Raw genomic sequence first — 18102 nt, 5'->3', positions numbered from 1 at the left:
CTTGACCGAAACAGCAGTCAAACAGGAGAGGCAGATGACGACCTCAGTTTCAACCACGCCCGTGGCCGAGAGCCGCAACGGGATCGATTTCAAGGTGGCGGACCTTTCGCTCGCCGAGTTCGGCCGCAAGGAGATCCGGCTCGCCGAGCACGAGATGCCGGGACTGATGGCGCTCCGCCGCGAGTACGCAGAGGTGCTGCCGCTCAAGGGTGCTCGCATCTCCGGTTCGCTCCACATGACCATCCAGACGGCCGTGCTCATCGAGACGCTCACCGCGCTGGGCGCCGAGGTCCGCTGGGCCTCGTGCAACATCTTCTCGACGCAGGATCACGCCGCCGCCGCGATCGTCGTCGGCCCGCACGGCACGCCGGAGGAGCCGCAGGGCACCCCGGTGTTCGCGTGGAAGGGCGAGACGCTCGAGGAGTACTGGTGGGCCGCCGAGAAGATGCTCACCTGGCCGGACGCCGACAAGCCGGCGAACATGATCCTCGACGACGGCGGCGACGCCACGATGCTCGTCCTCAAGGGCGCGCAGTTCGAGAAGGCGGGCGTCGTGCCGCCCACCGACGACGATCAGGACTCCGACGAGTACAAGGTGTTCCTCGCCCTGCTGCGTCAGTCCCTCGAAGCGGACAAGACCAAGTGGACGAAGGTCGCGGAGTCGGTCCAGGGCGTCACCGAAGAGACGACGACCGGTGTCCTGCGTCTCTACCAGGTCGCTGCTGCCGGTGAACTCGTCTTCCCGGCGATCAACGTCAACGACTCGGTCACCAAGAGCAAGTTCGACAACAAGTACGGCACCCGCCACTCGCTGCTCGACGGCATCAACCGCGGCACCGACGTGCTGATCGGCGGCAAGGCCGCACTCGTGTGCGGTTACGGCGACGTCGGCAAGGGCTGCGCCGAGGCGCTGCGCGGACAGGGCGCCCGCGTCGCGGTCACCGAGGTCGACCCCATCAACGCCCTCCAGGCACTGATGGACGGCTTCGAGGTGAAGACGGTCGAGCAGGCCATCGGCTGGGCCGACATCATCATCACGTCCACGGGCAACAAGGACATCATCACGTTCGATCACATGAAGCAGATGAAGCACCAGGCCATCCTGGGCAACATCGGTCACTTCGACAACGAGATCGACATGGCCGGCCTCGAGCGGTCCGGTGAGATCACCCGCATCAACATCAAGCCGCAGGTGGACGAGTTCCGGTTCAAGGACGGCCACTCGATCATCGTGCTGTCCGAAGGTCGCCTGCTGAACCTCGGCAACGCGACCGGCCACCCCTCGTTCGTGATGAGCAACAGCTTCTCCAACCAGGTGATCGCCCAGATCGAGCTGTGGACGAAGCCGGAGGAGTACGACAACGAGGTGTACCGCCTCCCGAAGCACCTCGACGAGAAGGTCGCGAAGATCCACGTCGAGGCCCTCGGTGGCACGCTCACCAAACTCACCAAGGAGCAGGCGGAGTACATCGGCGTCGACGTCGAGGGCCCGTTCAAGCCCGAGCACTACCGGTACTAGAGGCCGCGGCGTCCCCCGGTCCGTCGCATGCGGGCCGGGGGATAGCCTTTCTCCCCGTGGGAACACTGATTGCGCTGGAAGGCCTGGACGGCGCGGGCAAGCGAACACTGGTCGGATCCGTCGTGGCTCGCCTCGCCGAGCGGGGTCTGACGGTCGGCACCCTCGACTTTCCGCGGTACGGCAGGTCCGTGCACGCAGATCTGGCGTCCGAGGCGCTCAAGGGCGCGCACGGGGACCTCGCCGAGTCCGTGCACGCGATGGCCGTGATGTTCGCCCTGGACCGGTCCGGCGCCGTCGGCGAGCTGTCCGCACTGCTCGCCGGCCACGACCTGGTGATCCTCGACCGTTACGTGGCGTCCAACGCGGCGTACGGCGCGGCCCGGTTGCACCAGGCGGCGGACGGGGAGTTCGTGGGCTGGGTGGAGAACCTCGAATTCGGGCGGCTGGGGCTGCCCCGACCCGACCTGCAGCTGTATCTGGACGTTCCCGTGGCGCTCGCCGCGGAACGCGCCCGTGGCCGCGAATCGGCGGATGCCGGCCGGTCCCTCGACGCCTACGAACGCGACCGCGGCCTGCAGGAACGCACCGGCGAGGTGTACCGCGAGCTGGCCGTGAAGGACTGGATTTCGCCGTGGTGGGTGCTCACCCCGGACACCGATCCGGTCACGCTCGCCGAAAACCTGGCACTCTTGAGTGACGACACGGCACGGCGTGACGGGAAAGAACACGGCACGCCGTAACGGCGAACGGGCTGTTACGGCCTCCGAAGATGCAACGATAGGGACATGAAGCCAAGGATTCTGGTTGTCGACGACGACACTGCGCTCGCGGAGATGCTCACGATCGTGCTCCGCGGCGAAGGATTCGATCCGTATGTGGTGGGGGACGGGACCCAGGCGCTCACCGCGGTCCGGGAGACACGCCCCGACCTGGTGCTGCTCGACCTGATGCTGCCCGGCATGAACGGCATCGACGTGTGTCGTGTTCTGCGGGCCGATTCCGGTGTTCCCATCGTGATGCTGACCGCGAAGACGGACACCGTCGACGTGGTCCTCGGATTGGAATCCGGCGCGGACGACTACATCATGAAGCCGTTCAAGCCCAAGGAGCTGGTGGCTCGGGTCCGGGCTCGGCTTCGCCGGACCGAGGACGAGCCGGCCGAGTTGCTCAGCATCGCCGACATCGTCATCGACGTTCCCGCCCACAAGGTGAGTAGGGGCGAAGAACTGATCTCCCTCACCCCCCTCGAGTTCGACCTCCTGGTGGCTCTGGCGCGCAAGCCGCGACAGGTGTTCACCCGTGAGGTGCTGCTCGAGCAGGTGTGGGGTTACCGACATGCGGCCGACACCCGACTGGTCAACGTGCACGTGCAGCGTCTGCGTGCCAAGGTCGAGACTGATCCCGAGAATCCCGAAGTGGTTTTGACGGTCAGGGGGGTCGGCTACAAGGCCGGACCGCCGTGACAGGTGTTTCCCGATGGCGGCGTCGTGTCAACCGACGCGTTTCGCCGATCCTTCGGTGGGGTCACTCACTGAGCAATACCCTCGCGCACACGTGGCGTCGTTCGCTGCAGCTGCGAGTCGTCGTCTCGACGTTGACGTTGTCGCTCATCGTCATCGTCGTGCTCGGCGTCGTGCTGACGAGTCAGATCACCGACCGTCTGCTCGAGACCAAGATCAATGCGGCCACCGAGGAGATGGACCGTGCCCGGAGCACGGTGGAGGGGCAGCTGGCAGGCGCGGACGACAGTAGTTCGCCCACCACACAGCTCGACGGCGCCAGGGCCGCCCTGACGAACCGCGAACCCGACGCCGGGCAGGCGTCGGGCTCGGCGGGCACGTTCGACCCGGTGCTGATCGTGCCCGGTGACGGCCCCCGTGCGCCGACGTCGAGTGGTCCGGCGGACCAGATCCCGGAATCGCTGCGGGCGTTCGTCCAGGCAGGTCAGGTGGCATATCAATTCGCCACCGTGAACGATCCGGAAGGCTATTCGGGGCCGGCACTGATCGTCGGGAGCCCGACCGCGTCGGCGATCTCCACACTCGAGCTGTACCTGGTGTTCCCACTGGCCAGTGAGGACCGCAGCCTGTCGCTGGTCCGCGGCACACTGCTGGTGGGTGGCGCCGTGCTCGCCGTGCTGCTCGCGGCCATCGCGCTGCTCGTCGCGAGGCAGGTGGTCCTGCCGATCCGGTCGGCGTCACGGATCGCGGTGCGTTTCGCGGACGGCCGGCTGAAGGAACGCATGCCCGTGCGCGGTGAGGACGACATGGCCCGGCTGGCGATGTCGTTCAACGAGATGGCGGAGAGTCTGTCCAAGCAGATCACCCAGCTCGAGGAGTTCGGAAACCTCCAGAAGCGATTCACCTCCGACGTGAGCCACGAACTGAGGACACCGTTGACGACGGTGCGTATGGCGGCCGACCTCATCCACGACGGCAGCGACGACCTCGACCCCGTGCTGCGGCGGTCCTCGGAGTTGCTGGTGGCGGAACTCGACCGGTTCGAGGGGCTGCTGGCCGACCTCCTCGAGATCAGCAGGCACGACGCCGGCGTCGCGGAACTGGCCGCCGAGCAACTCGACGTCCGGATGTGTGCGCGCGCGGCGATCTCGACCGTCCGTCATCTTGCGCGCGAGAGCGGGACCGAACTGATCGTGGACCTGCCCGATCAGGCGGTGATGGCCGAGGTGGACCCGCGTCGTGTGGAGCGAATCCTGCGGAACCTGCTGGCGAACGCGATCGACCACGGAGAAGGCAAACCGGTGCTGCTGCGCGTGCGCGCCGACGACAGCGCTGCGGCGTTCATCGTGCGCGACCAGGGCGTGGGCCTGCGGCCGGGCGAGGAGAAGCTGGTGTTCAACAGGTTCTGGCGGTCCGATCCGTCGCGCGTGCGACGGTCGGGCGGTACCGGACTCGGACTCGCGATCAGCGTGGAGGACGCGAATCTCCACGACGGCAGGCTCGAGGCGTGGGGTGAACCCGGCCAGGGCGCCTGCTTCCGGTTGACGCTGCCCCGGGTGCGGGGACGCAAAGTCGTGTCGAGCCCGCTGCCTCTGAAACCGGGAACGGCGAAATACGTTCAAGGACAGCCGGTTCCGGGCGACGACACGTTGCCGGTGCGCAACGAGAGCATGGAGGCGGCGGTCGACGAGTCCCACACGGTTCCCCAGAAGCGTGAGCGTGCGCACGTCGGTGACCGGGACGGGGCGCACGTGCCGGAGTCGGACCTGTGACGCCCGGCCGGCGATATGCCCTGCTGTCGCGGTCGGTGTGCGGTGCGATCGTCCTCGCGGTGCTCGTGACCGTCAGCGGGTGCGCGAGTCTCCCGGATTCGTCCACCCCGCAGGCGATCGGCACGATCAACCGTGACTCGCCCGGGTCGAGTGTCGCGGCCCCGGCACCGGGACGCGAACCCGACCTGCTGCTGCGCGACTTCTTCAAGGCCAGCACCGATCCGACCGATCGGCATCTCGCGGCCCGCCAGTTCCTCACCCCCGGTGTGACCGGCAGGTGGGACGACGCGGCCAGCGCAACCATCGTCGACAAGGTCGACGTCCTCCCGGAGACCCGGTCGGCCGACCAGGCGACGTACACGATCCGCGCCAACAAGGTGGGGCAGCTCGAACCCGGTGGGCTGTACGTGGCGGAAGAGGGCAGTTTCGAGACGAAGATCAGTCTCGAGTTGCAGGGCGGTGAATGGCGGATCTCCGAGCTCCCCGCGGGCGTGATTCTCGACCGGGCGCAGTTCCTGAACACCTACCAGCGCAAGTCGCTGTACTTCCTCGACCCGTCCGGGACGACGGTCGTGCCGGACCCGCGCTGGGTGTCGGGCGCCCAGGACCAGATGGCGTCGCAGCTGATCGGTCTGCTGATCGACGGGCCCAAGGCGGCACTGGCCCCGGCCGTGCGCAACGAACTCGGTAACGGGGTCTCGGTGCGCGGCCCGATCACGAAGGCCGACGGCCGCACCGCGCAGGTCGGGGTGGGGCTCGGTGGGATCCGGATCGACTTCGCCGGCGTGCCGCCGATGGATGCGCAGCAGAAGCAGCTGTTCGCGGCGCAGGTGATCTGGACGCTGGCCAATGCGGAGATCTCGGGCCCCTACGTGCTGCTCGCCGACGGCGAGCCGTTCGACGAACGGTTCCCGAACGGGTGGACCACCGCCGACGTCGCGTCCATGAACCCGTTCGCGACATCCAGCGCCACCGTGGGCCTGCACGCGCTGCGTGAAGGGTCGATGGTGAGCGTCACCGAGACCGGGGTCACCCCGGTGCCCGGGTACTTCGGATCGGCCCGCAACATGCGGTCGCTCGCGCTGTCGCAGGACGGAAAATTGGTCGCCGCGGTCGCCGACACCGGGCGTCCCGCGCCGGAACCCGCGAGTTCGCTGATGGTCGGGGCGTACGAGGACGGTGCCGCATCGGTGCTCGAGGGTGGCGCGATCACTCGCCCCACGTGGGCGCCCGACAACTCGGCGATCTGGGCAGCGGTCAACGGCAACACGGTCATTCGGGTGTTGCGCGAGCCCGGCACCGGCCGGACGTCGGTGGTCAACGTCGACGCAGGCGCCGTCACCGCACTGGGCGCCACGATCACCGAGTTGCGCCTGTCCCGCGACGGGGTGCGGGCGGCACTGATCGTCGACGGCAAGGTCTATCTCGCCATCGTCACCCAGATGCCGGGTGGTCAGTACGCGTTGACGAATCCCCGTGCGGTCGCGATCGGACTGGGCAGCCCGGCGCTGTCCCTGGACTGGAGCACGAGCGACACGATCGTCGTCGCGCGTGCGGCGTCGGACATCCCGGTGGTGCAGGTGGCAGTCGACGGGTCGCGGATGGACGCGCTGCCGAGCCGCAACCTGACCGCGCCGGTGGTGGCCGTGGACGCGTCGACGACCACGGAGTTCGTCGCCGACTCCCGGGCGGTGTTCCAGTTGAACAACAACGATCCGGCCGGCGACCGGTACTGGCGGGAGGTTCCCGGGTTGACGGGTGTGAAGGCGATCCCGGTCCTGCCGGGCTGAGACTGTCGGTGCGGGCCCGGATACTGCCCGCATGCGCGCCCTGCCCGGTCTCCGGACCCTGCTCGATCTGATCCTGCCCGCCGAGTGCGGCGGGTGCGGGGTGCCGGGCACCCAGTGGTGCGCCCGCTGCGCCGCGGAGGTGGCCGACGATCCCGTGCTGCTCCGGCCGCGTGTGGATCCCGGCGTCGGGGTGTGGGCGCTCGGGCCGTACACCGGTGCCCGCCGCCGGGCTGTCATCGCCGCGAAGGAGCGGGGGCGGCGCGATCTCGCCGCGCCGCTCGGATCCGCCGTCGCGGGCGCGCTGAGCCGTCTGCAACAGTGGGGTGAACTCGACCCGCCGGACGTCGCTCCGGTGGTTCTCGTGCCGGCTCCGACGCGTCCGCGGGCGGCCCGCGCACGGGGCGGTGACCCCGTCACGCGGATCGCCGTCGCCGCGGTGGGGGACCGGCGCGTGTGCCCTGCGCTCGTGATGCGGCGCGCCGTGCGTGATTCGGTCGGACTGAACGCAGATCAACGTCGAGTAAACCTAGAGGGTGGCGTCCGGTTGACGCGCAGCGGCGCTGCATTCGCGCGATATCTCGAGCCGGAATCATCCTCGCTGCAACGGGTTTCGGTGGTACTACTGGACGACGTGTCGACCACCGGCGCGACCGCGACCGAGTCTGTCCGGGTGCTGTCGCGAGTGGGTATCCGGATCAGCGCGGTGGTCGTCGTGGCGGGTGTTGGATGAAATTCTGCCGAACAGTGGCACTCGCGCGCGTTACGTACTAGCGTCGCGGACACACCCGAAAACACAGGTAGGAGGTGGAACTTCGAACCTGGTGCCGGGCGGACCCCCTTCCGGCATTGCTCAAACTCGCCGCCGCCCATCAAGGGGCGGGGCCGTAATCGGGAGGTACGAGTGACGACCCCTTCGCAAGCCTCGGTTTTCGTCGACGACCGCACCACGGAAGCACAAGAGAAGACGGATACCCCCACCGCCGAGATCGTCGTCAAGGGACGCAACGTCGAGGTACCCGACCACTTCCGCGTGTACGTCTCCGAGAAGCTGTCGCGCCTCGAGCGCTTCGATCCCTCCATTTTCCTGTTCGATGTCGAACTTCAACACGAACCCAATCGACGCCAGAGAAAGAGCTGCCAGCGCGTCGAGATCACTGCCCGAGGCAAGGGGCCGGTAGCCCGAGCCGAGGCATCCGCCGACAGTTTCTATGCAGCATTCGAGTCGGTGACCGCCAAGCTCGAGAGCAGGCTCCGTCGCACCAAGGACCGGAAGAAGGTCCATTACGGGGAAAAGACCCCGGTGTCGGTGGCGGAAGCCACCGCCGCACTCGCCGAGGACGACAGTCTCGGCATCAGTCCCGACATCTCCCTGGACGGTCAGGTGTCGGACGAGCACACACCGGGTCACGTCGTGCGAACCAAGGAACACACGGCCACGCCGATGACCATCGACGACGCTTTGTACGAGATGGAGCTGGTAGGACACGATTTCTTCCTGTTCCACGACAAGGAGACGGACAAGGCGTCCGTCGTCTACCGGCGGCACGCGTTCGACTACGGATTGATCCGTCTGGCGTGACGTACTCCCGTTCCGTCTGACGATCCGAGCGGTCGGTCTACTCGTCCGATCGCGGAAGCGCCTACCATGGAATCCGGCCGGGGTTCTCGGACCTCCGGCCGGATTTTGTGTGTCACCCATCCACTGCCGAAGATTGAGGACGAACAAGACTGTGCCGTCGCTGTCGCTATCGAAGCTGCTCCGTGTTGGTGAAGGTCGCATGGTCAAGCGGCTCAAGCACATCGCCGACCACGTTTCCTCGCTGTCGCCCGAGGTCGAAGACCTGACCGACGAGCAACTCCGCGCGAAGACCGAGGAGTTCCGCGCCCGCTACCGTGACGGCGAGACGCTCGACGAACTGCTGCCCGAGGCGTTCGCCGTCGCCCGCGAGGCGTCCTGGCGGGTCATCGACCAGCGGCACTTCCACGTGCAGATCATGGGCGGCGCCGCCCTCCACTTCGGCAACATCGCCGAGATGAAGACCGGTGAGGGCAAGACCCTGACCTGCGTGCTGCCCGCGTACCTCAACGCGATCGCCGGGGACGGCGTGCACGTCGTCACGGTCAACGACTACCTCGCCAAGCGCGACTCCGAGTGGATGGGCCGCGTCCACCGCTTTCTCGGACTCGACACCAGCGTGATCCTGTCCGGCATGTCGCCCGCCGAGCGTCGCGCGGCCTATGCGGCGGACATCACATACGGCACCAACAACGAGTTCGGGTTCGACTACCTGCGCGACAACATGACGCACTCCCTGGACGATCTCGTCCAGCGCGGTCACAGCTTCGCCGTCGTCGACGAGGTCGACTCCATCCTCATCGACGAGGCCAGGACCCCCCTCATCATCTCCGGTCCGGCCGACGCGTCGAGCAAGTGGTACGCGGAGTTCGCCCGCATCGCGCCGCTGCTCAAGCGTGACGTGCACTACGAGGTCGACATCCGCAAGCGCACCATCGGGGTCCACGAGGCCGGCGTCGAACTCGTCGAGGACCAGCTCGGCATCGACAACCTGTACGAGGCCGCCAACTCGCCGCTCGTGAGCTACCTGAACAACGCCATCAAGGCCAAAGAGCTGTACACGAAGGACAAGGACTACATCGTCCGTGACGGCGAGGTGATCATCGTCGACGAGTTCACCGGCCGCGTCCTCGTCGGCCGCCGGTACAACGAGGGCATGCACCAGGCGATCGAGGCCAAGGAGAAGGTCGAGATCAAGGCCGAGAACCAGACCCTCGCCACGATCACGCTGCAGAACTACTTCCGCCTGTACGACAAGCTGTCGGGCATGACGGGTACGGCCGAGACCGAGGCCGCCGAGCTGCACCAGATCTACAACCTCGGCGTCATCCCGATCCCCACCAACCGGCCGATGGTCCGCGTCGACAACGGCGACCTGATCTACAAGACCGAGGAAGCCAAGTTCGACGCCGTCGTCGACGACGTGGTGGAGCGGCACGAGAAGGGCCAGCCGGTCCTCATCGGTACGACCAGCGTCGAGCGGTCCGAGTACCTGTCGAAGCAGTTCACCAAGCGCGGCGTGGCGCACAACGTGCTGAACGCGAAGTTCCACGAGCAGGAAGCCCAGATCATCGCCGAGGCCGGCCGGTCGGGAGCGGTCACCGTAGCAACCAACATGGCCGGTCGTGGTACCGACGTCGTGCTCGGCGGCAACCCCGACATCATCGCGGACATCGCGCTTCGCAAGCAGGGCCTCGACCCCGTCCACACCCCCGACGACTACGAGGCGGCCTGGGACGACGTCCTCGACCAGGTCAAGGCCGAGGTGAAGGCCGACGCCGACAAGGTGCGCGAGGCCGGCGGGCTGTACGTCCTCGGCACCGAGCGGCACGAGTCCCGGCGAATCGACAACCAGTTGCGCGGCCGGTCCGGCCGTCAGGGCGATCCCGGTGAATCGCGGTTCTACCTGTCCCTCGGCGACGAGTTGATGCGACGGTTCAACGGTGCGGCGCTCGAGTCGATCATGACCCGGCTCAACCTGCCCGACGACGTTCCCATCGAGGCGAAGATGGTCTCGAAGGCCATCAAGAGCGCTCAGACGCAGGTCGAGCAGCAGAACTTCGAGATCCGCAAGAACGTCCTCAAGTACGACGAGGTGATGAACCAGCAGCGCACGGTCATCTACAACGAGCGCCGTCAGATCCTCGAAGGCAAGGACATGGAGGGCCAGGTCGAGAAGATGATCACCGACGTGGTCACCGCCTACGTCGACGGCGCCACCGCGGAGGGTTACGTCGAGGACTGGGATCTCGAGCAACTGTGGACGGCCCTCAAGACGCTGTACCCGATCGGCGTCGACTACAAGGAACTGGTCGGCGACGGCGACGACGAGACGAAGGACATCACCGCCGACGAGTTGCGCGAGACCCTGCTGAAGGATGCGCACGACGCCTACACACGGCGTGAGGCCGAGATCGACGGCGTCGCCGGTGAGGGATCGATGCGCGAACTCGAGCGCCGGGTCCTGCTGAGCGTCCTCGACCGGAAGTGGCGTGAGCATCTTTACGAGATGGACTACCTCAAGGAGGGCATCGGCCTGCGGGCGATGGCTCAGCGTGATCCGCTCGTCGAGTACCAGCGCGAAGGTTTCGACATGTTCGGCGGGATGCTCGAGGGCCTGAAGGAGGAGTCGGTCGGATTCCTGTTCAACCTTCAGGTCGAGGCGGCCGCCCCGCAGGCGGCGCAGGCCCCGGGTGTCAGCGTCACTGCGGCTTCCGCTGCGGCGACGGCGTCGGCCGCACCCGCTCCGGCGGCGCCTCGACCGCTACCCACCCAGGAGGCCGCGCAGCAGGCGCAGGGCACGGCGGCACCGTCCGCCCTCCGCGCGAAGGGACTGGACGACGGGGAGCCCCGCGGGCTCACGTACTCCGGGCCTGCCGAGGACGGCAATGCCCACCTCAGCCGCCGCGGAGCGGCCGAATCGGACGACGCCGCCGACGCCGGAACCCGTCGTCAGCGGCGGGAGGCCGCGCGGTCGCAGTCGAAGGGCAAGAAGGCCCCGCGCACCAAGCGCAAGCGCTGACCACAGGCGAGCCGATCAGCCGATCACCAGCGAGGTGACGGTCCAGCCCGTGTCGGACTGTTGTTCGACACGGGCTGCGATCACGAAGACCCGTGGTCCCCGGCCGTAGGTGCCGAAGGCCTCGAACACACAGGGCTCCACCGCGCGCAGATGCACGCGGACGAGTGTCGCGACACCGAGTCGCCGGGCAGGTGATTCCGCGAGCGCGAACGTGCGCACCACGTCGACGAGTGACGGCGTCACCATCGGCCGCAGTTGCCGGACGTTGCGTCGCCGATCCAGCACTTCGAGGACGAGCCGGAACGCCTGCTCCGTGAACCGCTGAACGTCCGGCGACGGAATCGGCAGAGTTCCCGGGTGCGTCGCGGCGCCGCGCGGCGACGCACCCGAGTGGGGCGACGACCGGTGCCTGGCGTGCCCGCGAGTATGCAGCGCACCCGGCGGCTCCGAATGCCCCGGCAGGATCGGCGCGGCGTCGTCGCCGACCGCCGGCTCGAAGCGTGGCACCCGTGACAGGAACGTGTAGGACTCACTCATTTCTTACCCCCCGGTTTCGGCATGAGACGGCCGTCGTAGCGGTCATGATCGCACGGATCCCGGACTCGTGTCGCTGAACCGCGGAGCGGACTCGTGTCGCCGAACCGCGGAGCGGCCCATAGGGTGGGGACGTGCGGGGATTGATATTGGACTTCGGCGGCGTTCTCGCGGGTCCCGGTTCGGACATGGACGGCCTGTCGTCCGTCCTCGCCGGTGCCCGGACCCGTGGTGTGCGGACCGCGATCCTCAGCAACGATCCCGGCGGTCCCGGCGCGCAGTGGTTGCGGGAACTCGGCGACGGCCGGCTGGTGGATCAGGTCGTGCTGTCCGGGGATGTCGGTGTCGCCAAACCTGATCCGCGGATCTATCGGCTGACGGCCGAATCGCTCGGTCTGGATCCGGGCGACTGTATCTTCGTCGACGACCTGCCGGTCAACGTGCGGGGCGCGGTGGCCGTCGGGATGGTGGGTATCCACCACGTCGACGGCGCGGCCACGGCGGACGAGATAGCGATACTTCTCGAGGTGGATCGAGACGGGATGCAAGGGGAACAGGCGCCGACATGGTGACGAGACTGACTACGCAGGATGCATCGTTCTACTTTCTCGAGGCGAGCAGTACGCCGATGCACGTGGGATCGCTGGCGATCTTCCGGAAGCCGCGAAACGGGTTGTCCTACGAGGAATTACTGAGCCTCGTCGAGGAGCGGTTGAGCCTGGTGCCCCGCTACCGGCAGAAGGTGCGGGAGGTGGCCCTGGGACTGTCGCGTCCGGTGTGGGTGGACGATCAGGACTTCGATATCGAGTACCACGTCCGGCGGTCGGCGCTGCCGAAGCCCGGATCGGACGCCCAGTTGCACGACCTGGTCGCACGGCTCACGTCCCGGCCCCTCGACAACACGCGTCCCCTGTGGGAGATGTACCTGGTGGAGGGGTTGTCGAACAACCGCTTCGCCATCTTCACGAAGTCGCATTCCTCGCTGGTCGACGGCGAGACGGCGCTCGAGATCGGTCAGGTGATCCTGGACCCGGCGAAGACCCGGCGGCCGATGGCGGAGGAACTGTGGATGCCGAGCCCCGCCCCCAGTGAGTCCACTCTCATCGCGGGGGCGCTGGCGGAGATGGTGTCGAGGCCGGGGGAGGGTCTGGCGGCGCTGCGGATGACGTTGGGTGACATGGCGTCTGCGCTCGGTGAGACCGTGCGGACCGTCGGCAAGCTCGCCGCCGTGGTCCGCACCGCGACACAGGTGGCGCCGTCGAGTCCACTGAATGCGACGATCTCCCGCAACCGGCGCTTCGCGGTGGTCAAGACCGAATTGGGCGACTACCGGAAGATCCGCGCACAGTACGGGTGCGAGGTCAACGACGTCATCCTCGCCGTAGTGTCGGGTGCGATGCGGTACTGGCTGCTGTCCCGCGGCGAACCGGTGGCCGAGTCGACCACGGTCCGGGCCATGGTCCCGATGTCCGTGTACGCGACGGACCCCGAGGCCGACGACGAGGCGTCCCGCCGCGGCGAGTGGGCGGACCCGCGGAGCATGGTGTCGTCCTTCCTCATCGACCTGCCGGTCGGGGAACCGAACGCGGTGGTGCGGCTGTCGCACGTGGCGCACGCCATGGAGGCACACGCGAAGCAGAGTCAGCGGGTCACCGCGGAGACCCTGGTGCGGTTGTCGGGGTTCGCGCCCGCCACGCTGCACGCGATGAGTGCCCGTGTCGCGAGCAGCTTCTCGCAGCGCATGTTCAACCTGATGATCACCAATGCGCCGGGTCCGCAGATGCCGCTGTACGTGGGTGGAGCGCGGATGCTGGAGATGTATCCGGTGTCGCCCCTGCTGAAAAACCAGACTTTGAGCATCGGCCTCACGTCCTACGACGGCAACGTCTACTACGGTTTGAATGCAGACCGTGACGCCATGGCCGACGTGGACGTGGTGGCGGCGCTGCTGTACGAATCTCTCGAGGAGTTGTTGGATGCCAGCCGGTGAGAAGTCCGCGGTGCGAATGACGGGTGACGCATGACGAGGGTGTACGTTCCCGCGACGATCGAGATCCTCCAGCGGCTCGTCGCCGACCAGGAGTTCGATCCGATGAGCCGTACCGCCTTCGCCGTCACCGCCACGCTCCGCGAGGCGTACTCGTCGGGCGACGACGACGAACTGGCCGAGGTCGCGATGGCCGAGGCCGCCCGGGCTTCGCTGCGTCTGATCGCGGGCCGGGTGGGGGAGAGCGGGACAGACGGGGTCCGCTTCCGCCGTGCCGTGGTTGCCGCGGACATCGACGACGTGACACCCCGTCCGGATCTCGACGACGCCGTGGTCCGGTTGCCCGGTCCGGTGACGATCGGCCGGGTCGCGTCGGTGCACGTGGACCTCGCGGAGGCGGAGCCCGACATCGAGCGGGCCGTGTCCGCGATCGACGAAGCGGATCTCGGGGATCCGGACGCCGAGTTCGTTCTCGGTGACGCCGAGGATCACGTACTGGCGTGGTACGCCACCCAGGAGCTTCCGTTCCTGCTCGAACTGCTCTGACCGGTACGTCCTCTTACCTTGGGGTAACCTACGGTACCGTAACTTAAAAACCTACGGTAGCGTAGGTGGTGACGGAAAAGGTGGAGGTCGGATGGGTCTGAAGGATTGGATCGAGGCGCCCGCAGCAGCGGTCGTGCCCGCCAAGCGGTCCAAGCTCAATTGGTTGCGCGGTGCGGCGGCACGTCTGACGACGCCGTTGCTCCCCGACGACTACCTGCACCTGGCCAACCCGCTGTGGTCGGCCCGCGAACTGCGCGGACAGATCGTGGAGGTGCGCGCGGAGACGGCGGACTCCGCCACGATCGTCATCAAGCCGGGCTGGGGATTCGATTTCGACTACGAGCCCGGCCAGTACATCGGCATCGGCCTGCACATCGACGGACGCTGGCACTGGCGTTCGTACTCCCTCACCTCGCCCCCGAACTGGGACGACAAGCTCATCTCCATCGCCGTCAAGGCGATGCCCGAGGGATTCCTGTCCAGTCACCTCGTCAACGGTGTGCCGTCGGGAACGATCGTCCGGCTCGCGACGCCCACGGGCAACTTCGCGCTGCCCGACCCGCCGCCGCAGCGCATCCTGTTCCTCACCGCGGGCAGCGGCATCACGCCGGTCATGGCGATGCTCCGCACGATGAACCGGCGCGGCCAGCTTCCCGACGTCTTCCACGTCCACTCCGCCCCGACCGACGCCGACGTGATGTTCGCCGACGAACTCACCCAGCTCCACGACGAGCACGACGACTTCCGGTGCAAGATCCAGCTCACCCGCAGCCAGGGCAAGTTCGCGTTGTCCTCGCTCGACGAGGTGTGCCCGGACTGGCGCGAACGGCAGACGTGGGCCTGTGGGCCGCTGCCGATGCTCGACGAGATCGAGACGCTGTGGCGCGACGAGAACATCGAGGACAAGCTGCACCTCGAGCGTTTCGCCGTCTCCCGCGCGGACACGTCCGGCGAGGGTGGGACGGTGACGTTCGCCAAGGCCGACAAGACCGTCACGATCGACGGTGCCACCACTCTCCTCGAGGCCGGTGAGAAGGTCGGTGCACTGATGCCGTTCGGCTGCCGGATGGGGATCTGCCAGACCTGTGTCGTTCCGATTCTCGCCGGGCACGCCATCGACCTGAGGTCCGGCAAGCAGCACGCCGAAGGTGACCGAGTCCAGACTTGTATCTCGGCGGCGGCAGGGGACTGCACGCTCGACGCGTGAGCGTTGAGCGTGTTGTTCACCTGACTCCGCTATTCTCGGACTCTCACCAGACGGAGGAGCACGGTGGCGATCACCGACATCAAAGAGTTCGCGCATCTGACCGAAGCGGACATCGAATCGCTCGGACGTGAGTTGGATGCGATCCGGCTCGACGTGGAGGATTCGCGCGGCGTCCGCGACGCCCGATACATCCGCCGGGCCATCAGGGCGCAACGACTGCTGGAACTCGGTGGCCGGCTCGCGCTGTTCGGCAGCCGATACCGGCCGGCCTGGCTCGCGGGCACCGCGATGCTTTCCCTCTCGAAAATCATCGAGAACATGGAACTCGGCCACAACGTGATGCACGGCCAGTGGGACTGGATGAACGATCCGGAGATCCACTCGATGTCGTGGGAGTGGGATCAGACGGGCCCCTCGGAGCATTGGAAGCGGGCCCACAACTACTCCCACCACACGTTCACCAACATCGTGGGAATGGATTCCGACGTCGGTTTCGGCATCCTCCGGATGACCCGCGACGAGGAGTGGCGGCCGATCAATCTGCTGCAGCCGTTCGCCAACATCGTCCTGGCCGCCACGTTCGAGTGGGGGATCGCGCTCCACGACCTCACGTTCGCGGCCGAGTTGGAGGGCGCCGAGAAGGGGCAGCTCAACTCGCAGGCCAACAAGGATTTTGCCCGCAAGATCTTCCGTCAGGTCGGCAAGGACTTCCTCCTGTTCCCGGTGCTCGCGGGGCCGGCGTGGAAGTCGACGCTGACGGCGAACACGACCGCCAACCTCGTGCGGAACCTGTGGGCGTACGTGGTGATCTTCTGCGGGCACTTCCCGGACGGCGCCGAAAAGTTCACCGTCGACGAATACGAGAACGAGACCCGGCACGAGTGGTACCTCCGGCAGATGCTCGGCAGCGCCAACTTCGACTCCGGCAAGATCATGGGTTTCATGAGCGGAAATCTCAGCTACCAGATCGAGCATCATCTGTTCCCCGATCTGCCGAGCAACCGGTACCCGGAGATCGCCGTGAAGGTGCGGGCGCTGTGCGAGAAGTACGACCTCCCGTACACCACGGGGTCGCTCGCCAAGCAGTACCTGCTGGCACTGCGCACGATCCACAAACTCGCCCTTCCCGACCGCTTCCTGCTTGCGACGGCGGACGACGCCCCCGAGACGTCCTCGGAGCAGAAGTTCCGCGATGCCCGTGACGCGGGTGCCGCGATGGTCGAGACGCTGCGCACCGATCCCGTCACGGGACAGCGCCGGGGTCTGCTGTCGGCGCTGCGCGCCCACGCGGAGGCCAAGATCCCGCGCCGTCGTCGGTGATTTCACTCACACCTACAATCAAGTAACCTACGGTGCCGTAACTTACGGTACGGTAGGTCATGTCAGCGCCTATCCGGTGTGAACTGTCGACCCAGCCAGGAGGAGGTCCCCCATGGCGATTGCAGATGTCAAGGAATACGCACATCTCACCGAAGCCGATGTCGAGGCGCTCGGGCGCGAGTTGGATGCGATCCGCCGCGATATCGAAGAATCTCGCGGGGAGCGCGACGCGCGCTACGTGCGGAACACCATCAGACTGCAGCGTGGACTCGAGATCAGTGGCCGCGCAATGCTGTTCGCGAGCAAGCGGCGTCCCGCCTGGCTGGCGGGCACGGCCCTGCTCTCCCTCTCGAAGATCATCGAGAACATGGAACTCGGCCACAACGTCATGCACGGCCAGTGGGACTGGATGAACGATCCCGAGATCCACTCCACCTCGTGGGAGTGGGACGTGACGGGACCGTCCGCTCATTGGAAGCAGACGCACAACTACATCCACCACAAGTACACCAACGTCCTCGGTATGGACGACGACGTGGGATACGGCCTGCTGCGCGTCACGCGTGACCAGCGGTGGAAGCCGTTCAATACCGGCAATCTCCTCTACAACACCCTGCTCGCGCTGTTCTTCGAGTACGGCATCGCGGCGCAGCATCTCGAACTCGGCAAGGTCGCCAAGGGGCGCGTGCCGAGCGAGGAGACCCAGCGCAAGCTCCGCGAGGTCGGCGAGAAGGTCGGCAAGCAGATCCTCAAGGACTACGTGATCCACCCCGCGGTCACCGGTCCTGCGTGGAAGAGCACGCTCACCGCCAACATCGCCGCGAACATGATCCGCAACGTGTGGACCAACGCGATCATCTTCTGTGGGCACTTTCCGGACGGCGCCGAGAAGTTCACCAAGGCCGATATCGACAAGGAAACGCCCGCGCAGTGGTACCTCCGGCAGATGCTCGGTAGCGCGAACATCGACGGCGGCAAGCTGATGGACTTCATGTCCGGCAACCTGAGCTACCAGATCGAGCACCACCTGTTCCCCGACCTGCCGAGCAACCGCTACGCGGAGATCGCCGTACGGGTGCGGGAGTTGTGCGAGAAGTACGACCTGCCGTACACCTCCGGGCCGTTCCTGGTGCAGTACGCGAAGTCGTGGCGCACCATCGCCAAGCTGTCGTTGCCGAACAAGTACCTCAAGGCGACCGCGGACGACGCGCCGGAGACGGCGTCGGAGCGCAAGTTCGGTGGAAACACCACGGCGACAATCGATCCCGTGACCGGTCGCCGTCAGGGGCTGAGTTCCGCGATCAAGCGCACCCGCAAGCGTCGCGGTCTGCGCGCGCTGCTTTCCCGCTAGGCAACTCCGCTAGACAGT

At 66.8% G+C, this 18102-nt stretch carries 15 protein-coding genes; 14 read left to right on the top strand and 1 reads right to left on the bottom strand.

Translation table 11 applies throughout. The annotated features are described in order from the left end of the window. Positions 1–34: 34 nt before the first annotated feature. The 8 genes from ahcY (at position 35) to secA (ending at position 11139) form a co-directional block, all read left to right on the top strand. Entirely contained in the window at positions 35–1519 is a 1485-nt protein-coding gene (ahcY, locus tag CA951_RS10195) for an adenosylhomocysteinase (protein ID WP_087556701.1), read from the top strand. Between the two features lie 56 nt (positions 1520–1575). Further along, positions 1576–2259, top strand: a complete 684-nt coding sequence (locus CA951_RS10190; protein WP_087556700.1) for a dTMP kinase — start codon at positions 1576–1578, stop codon at positions 2257–2259. Between the two features lie 45 nt (positions 2260–2304). Beyond that, positions 2305–2982, top strand: a complete 678-nt coding sequence (gene mtrA, locus CA951_RS10185) for an MtrAB system response regulator MtrA (protein WP_005240059.1) — start codon at positions 2305–2307, stop codon at positions 2980–2982. After that, positions 2979–4751, top strand: coding sequence for an MtrAB system histidine kinase MtrB (gene mtrB / locus CA951_RS10180; RefSeq protein ID WP_087556699.1), 1773 nt, complete (start codon positions 2979–2981; stop codon positions 4749–4751). Before mtrA ends, mtrB begins: the two co-directional genes overlap by 4 nt. After that, complete coding sequence (gene lpqB / locus CA951_RS10175; protein ID WP_087556698.1) at positions 4748–6541, top strand: MtrAB system accessory lipoprotein LpqB; 1794 nt, start codon at positions 4748–4750, stop codon at positions 6539–6541. The genes mtrB and lpqB overlap by 4 nt, the downstream gene beginning before the upstream one ends. Positions 6542–6572: 31 nt before the next feature. Continuing rightward, entirely contained in the window at positions 6573–7271 is a 699-nt protein-coding gene (locus tag CA951_RS10170; RefSeq protein ID WP_087556697.1) for a ComF family protein, read from the top strand. Positions 7272–7442: 171 nt separating this feature from the next. Next, a complete protein-coding gene (gene hpf / locus CA951_RS10165; protein WP_087556696.1) occupies positions 7443–8120 on the top strand; it encodes a ribosome hibernation-promoting factor, HPF/YfiA family in 678 nt (225 codons plus the stop codon). Positions 8121–8271: 151 nt separating this feature from the next. Beyond that, the gene (gene secA / locus CA951_RS10160; RefSeq protein ID WP_087556695.1) at positions 8272–11139 is read left to right on the top strand and encodes a preprotein translocase subunit SecA; all 2868 of its coding nucleotides are present in this window, start codon (positions 8272–8274) and stop codon (positions 11137–11139) included. Between the two features lie 15 nt (positions 11140–11154). Here secA and CA951_RS10155 read toward each other — a convergent pair whose 3' ends face one another. Beyond that, complete coding sequence (locus CA951_RS10155; RefSeq protein ID WP_087556694.1) at positions 11155–11676, bottom strand: Rv3235 family protein; 522 nt, start codon at positions 11674–11676, stop codon at positions 11155–11157. Positions 11677–11807: 131 nt separating this feature from the next. Between CA951_RS10155 and CA951_RS10150 the strand changes: the two genes are divergently transcribed. The 6 genes from CA951_RS10150 (at position 11808) to CA951_RS10125 (ending at position 18084) form a co-directional block, all read left to right on the top strand. Continuing rightward, entirely contained in the window at positions 11808–12245 is a 438-nt protein-coding gene (locus CA951_RS10150) for an HAD-IA family hydrolase (RefSeq protein WP_087556693.1), read from the top strand. Further along, positions 12239–13663 carry a wax ester/triacylglycerol synthase family O-acyltransferase gene (locus CA951_RS10145; protein WP_087556692.1) on the top strand — a complete coding sequence of 475 codons (1425 nt, stop codon included), beginning with the start codon at positions 12239–12241 and terminating at the stop codon, positions 13661–13663. Before CA951_RS10150 ends, CA951_RS10145 begins: the two co-directional genes overlap by 7 nt. A gap of 30 nt (positions 13664–13693) precedes the next feature. Beyond that, positions 13694–14206, top strand: a complete 513-nt coding sequence (locus CA951_RS10140; protein ID WP_087556691.1) for a hypothetical protein — start codon at positions 13694–13696, stop codon at positions 14204–14206. A gap of 91 nt (positions 14207–14297) precedes the next feature. Beyond that, entirely contained in the window at positions 14298–15413 is a 1116-nt protein-coding gene (locus CA951_RS10135) for a ferredoxin reductase (protein WP_087556690.1), read from the top strand. 63 nt (positions 15414–15476) lie between these two features. Then, a complete protein-coding gene (locus CA951_RS10130; RefSeq protein WP_087556689.1) occupies positions 15477–16733 on the top strand; it encodes an acyl-CoA desaturase in 1257 nt (418 codons plus the stop codon). A 112-nt stretch (positions 16734–16845) separates the two neighbouring features. After that, on the top strand, positions 16846–18084 hold the full coding sequence (locus tag CA951_RS10125; protein ID WP_087556688.1) for a fatty acid desaturase: 1239 nt from the start codon (positions 16846–16848) through the stop codon (positions 18082–18084). Positions 18085–18102 lie beyond the last annotated feature (18 nt).

The organism is Rhodococcus sp. NCIMB 12038, assembly GCF_002165735.1.
Lineage (GTDB): Bacteria > Actinomycetota > Actinomycetes > Mycobacteriales > Mycobacteriaceae > Rhodococcus_F.
The sequence above is the reverse complement of the archived record's forward strand: the minus strand, read 5'-3'. Positions and strand labels throughout refer to the sequence as shown.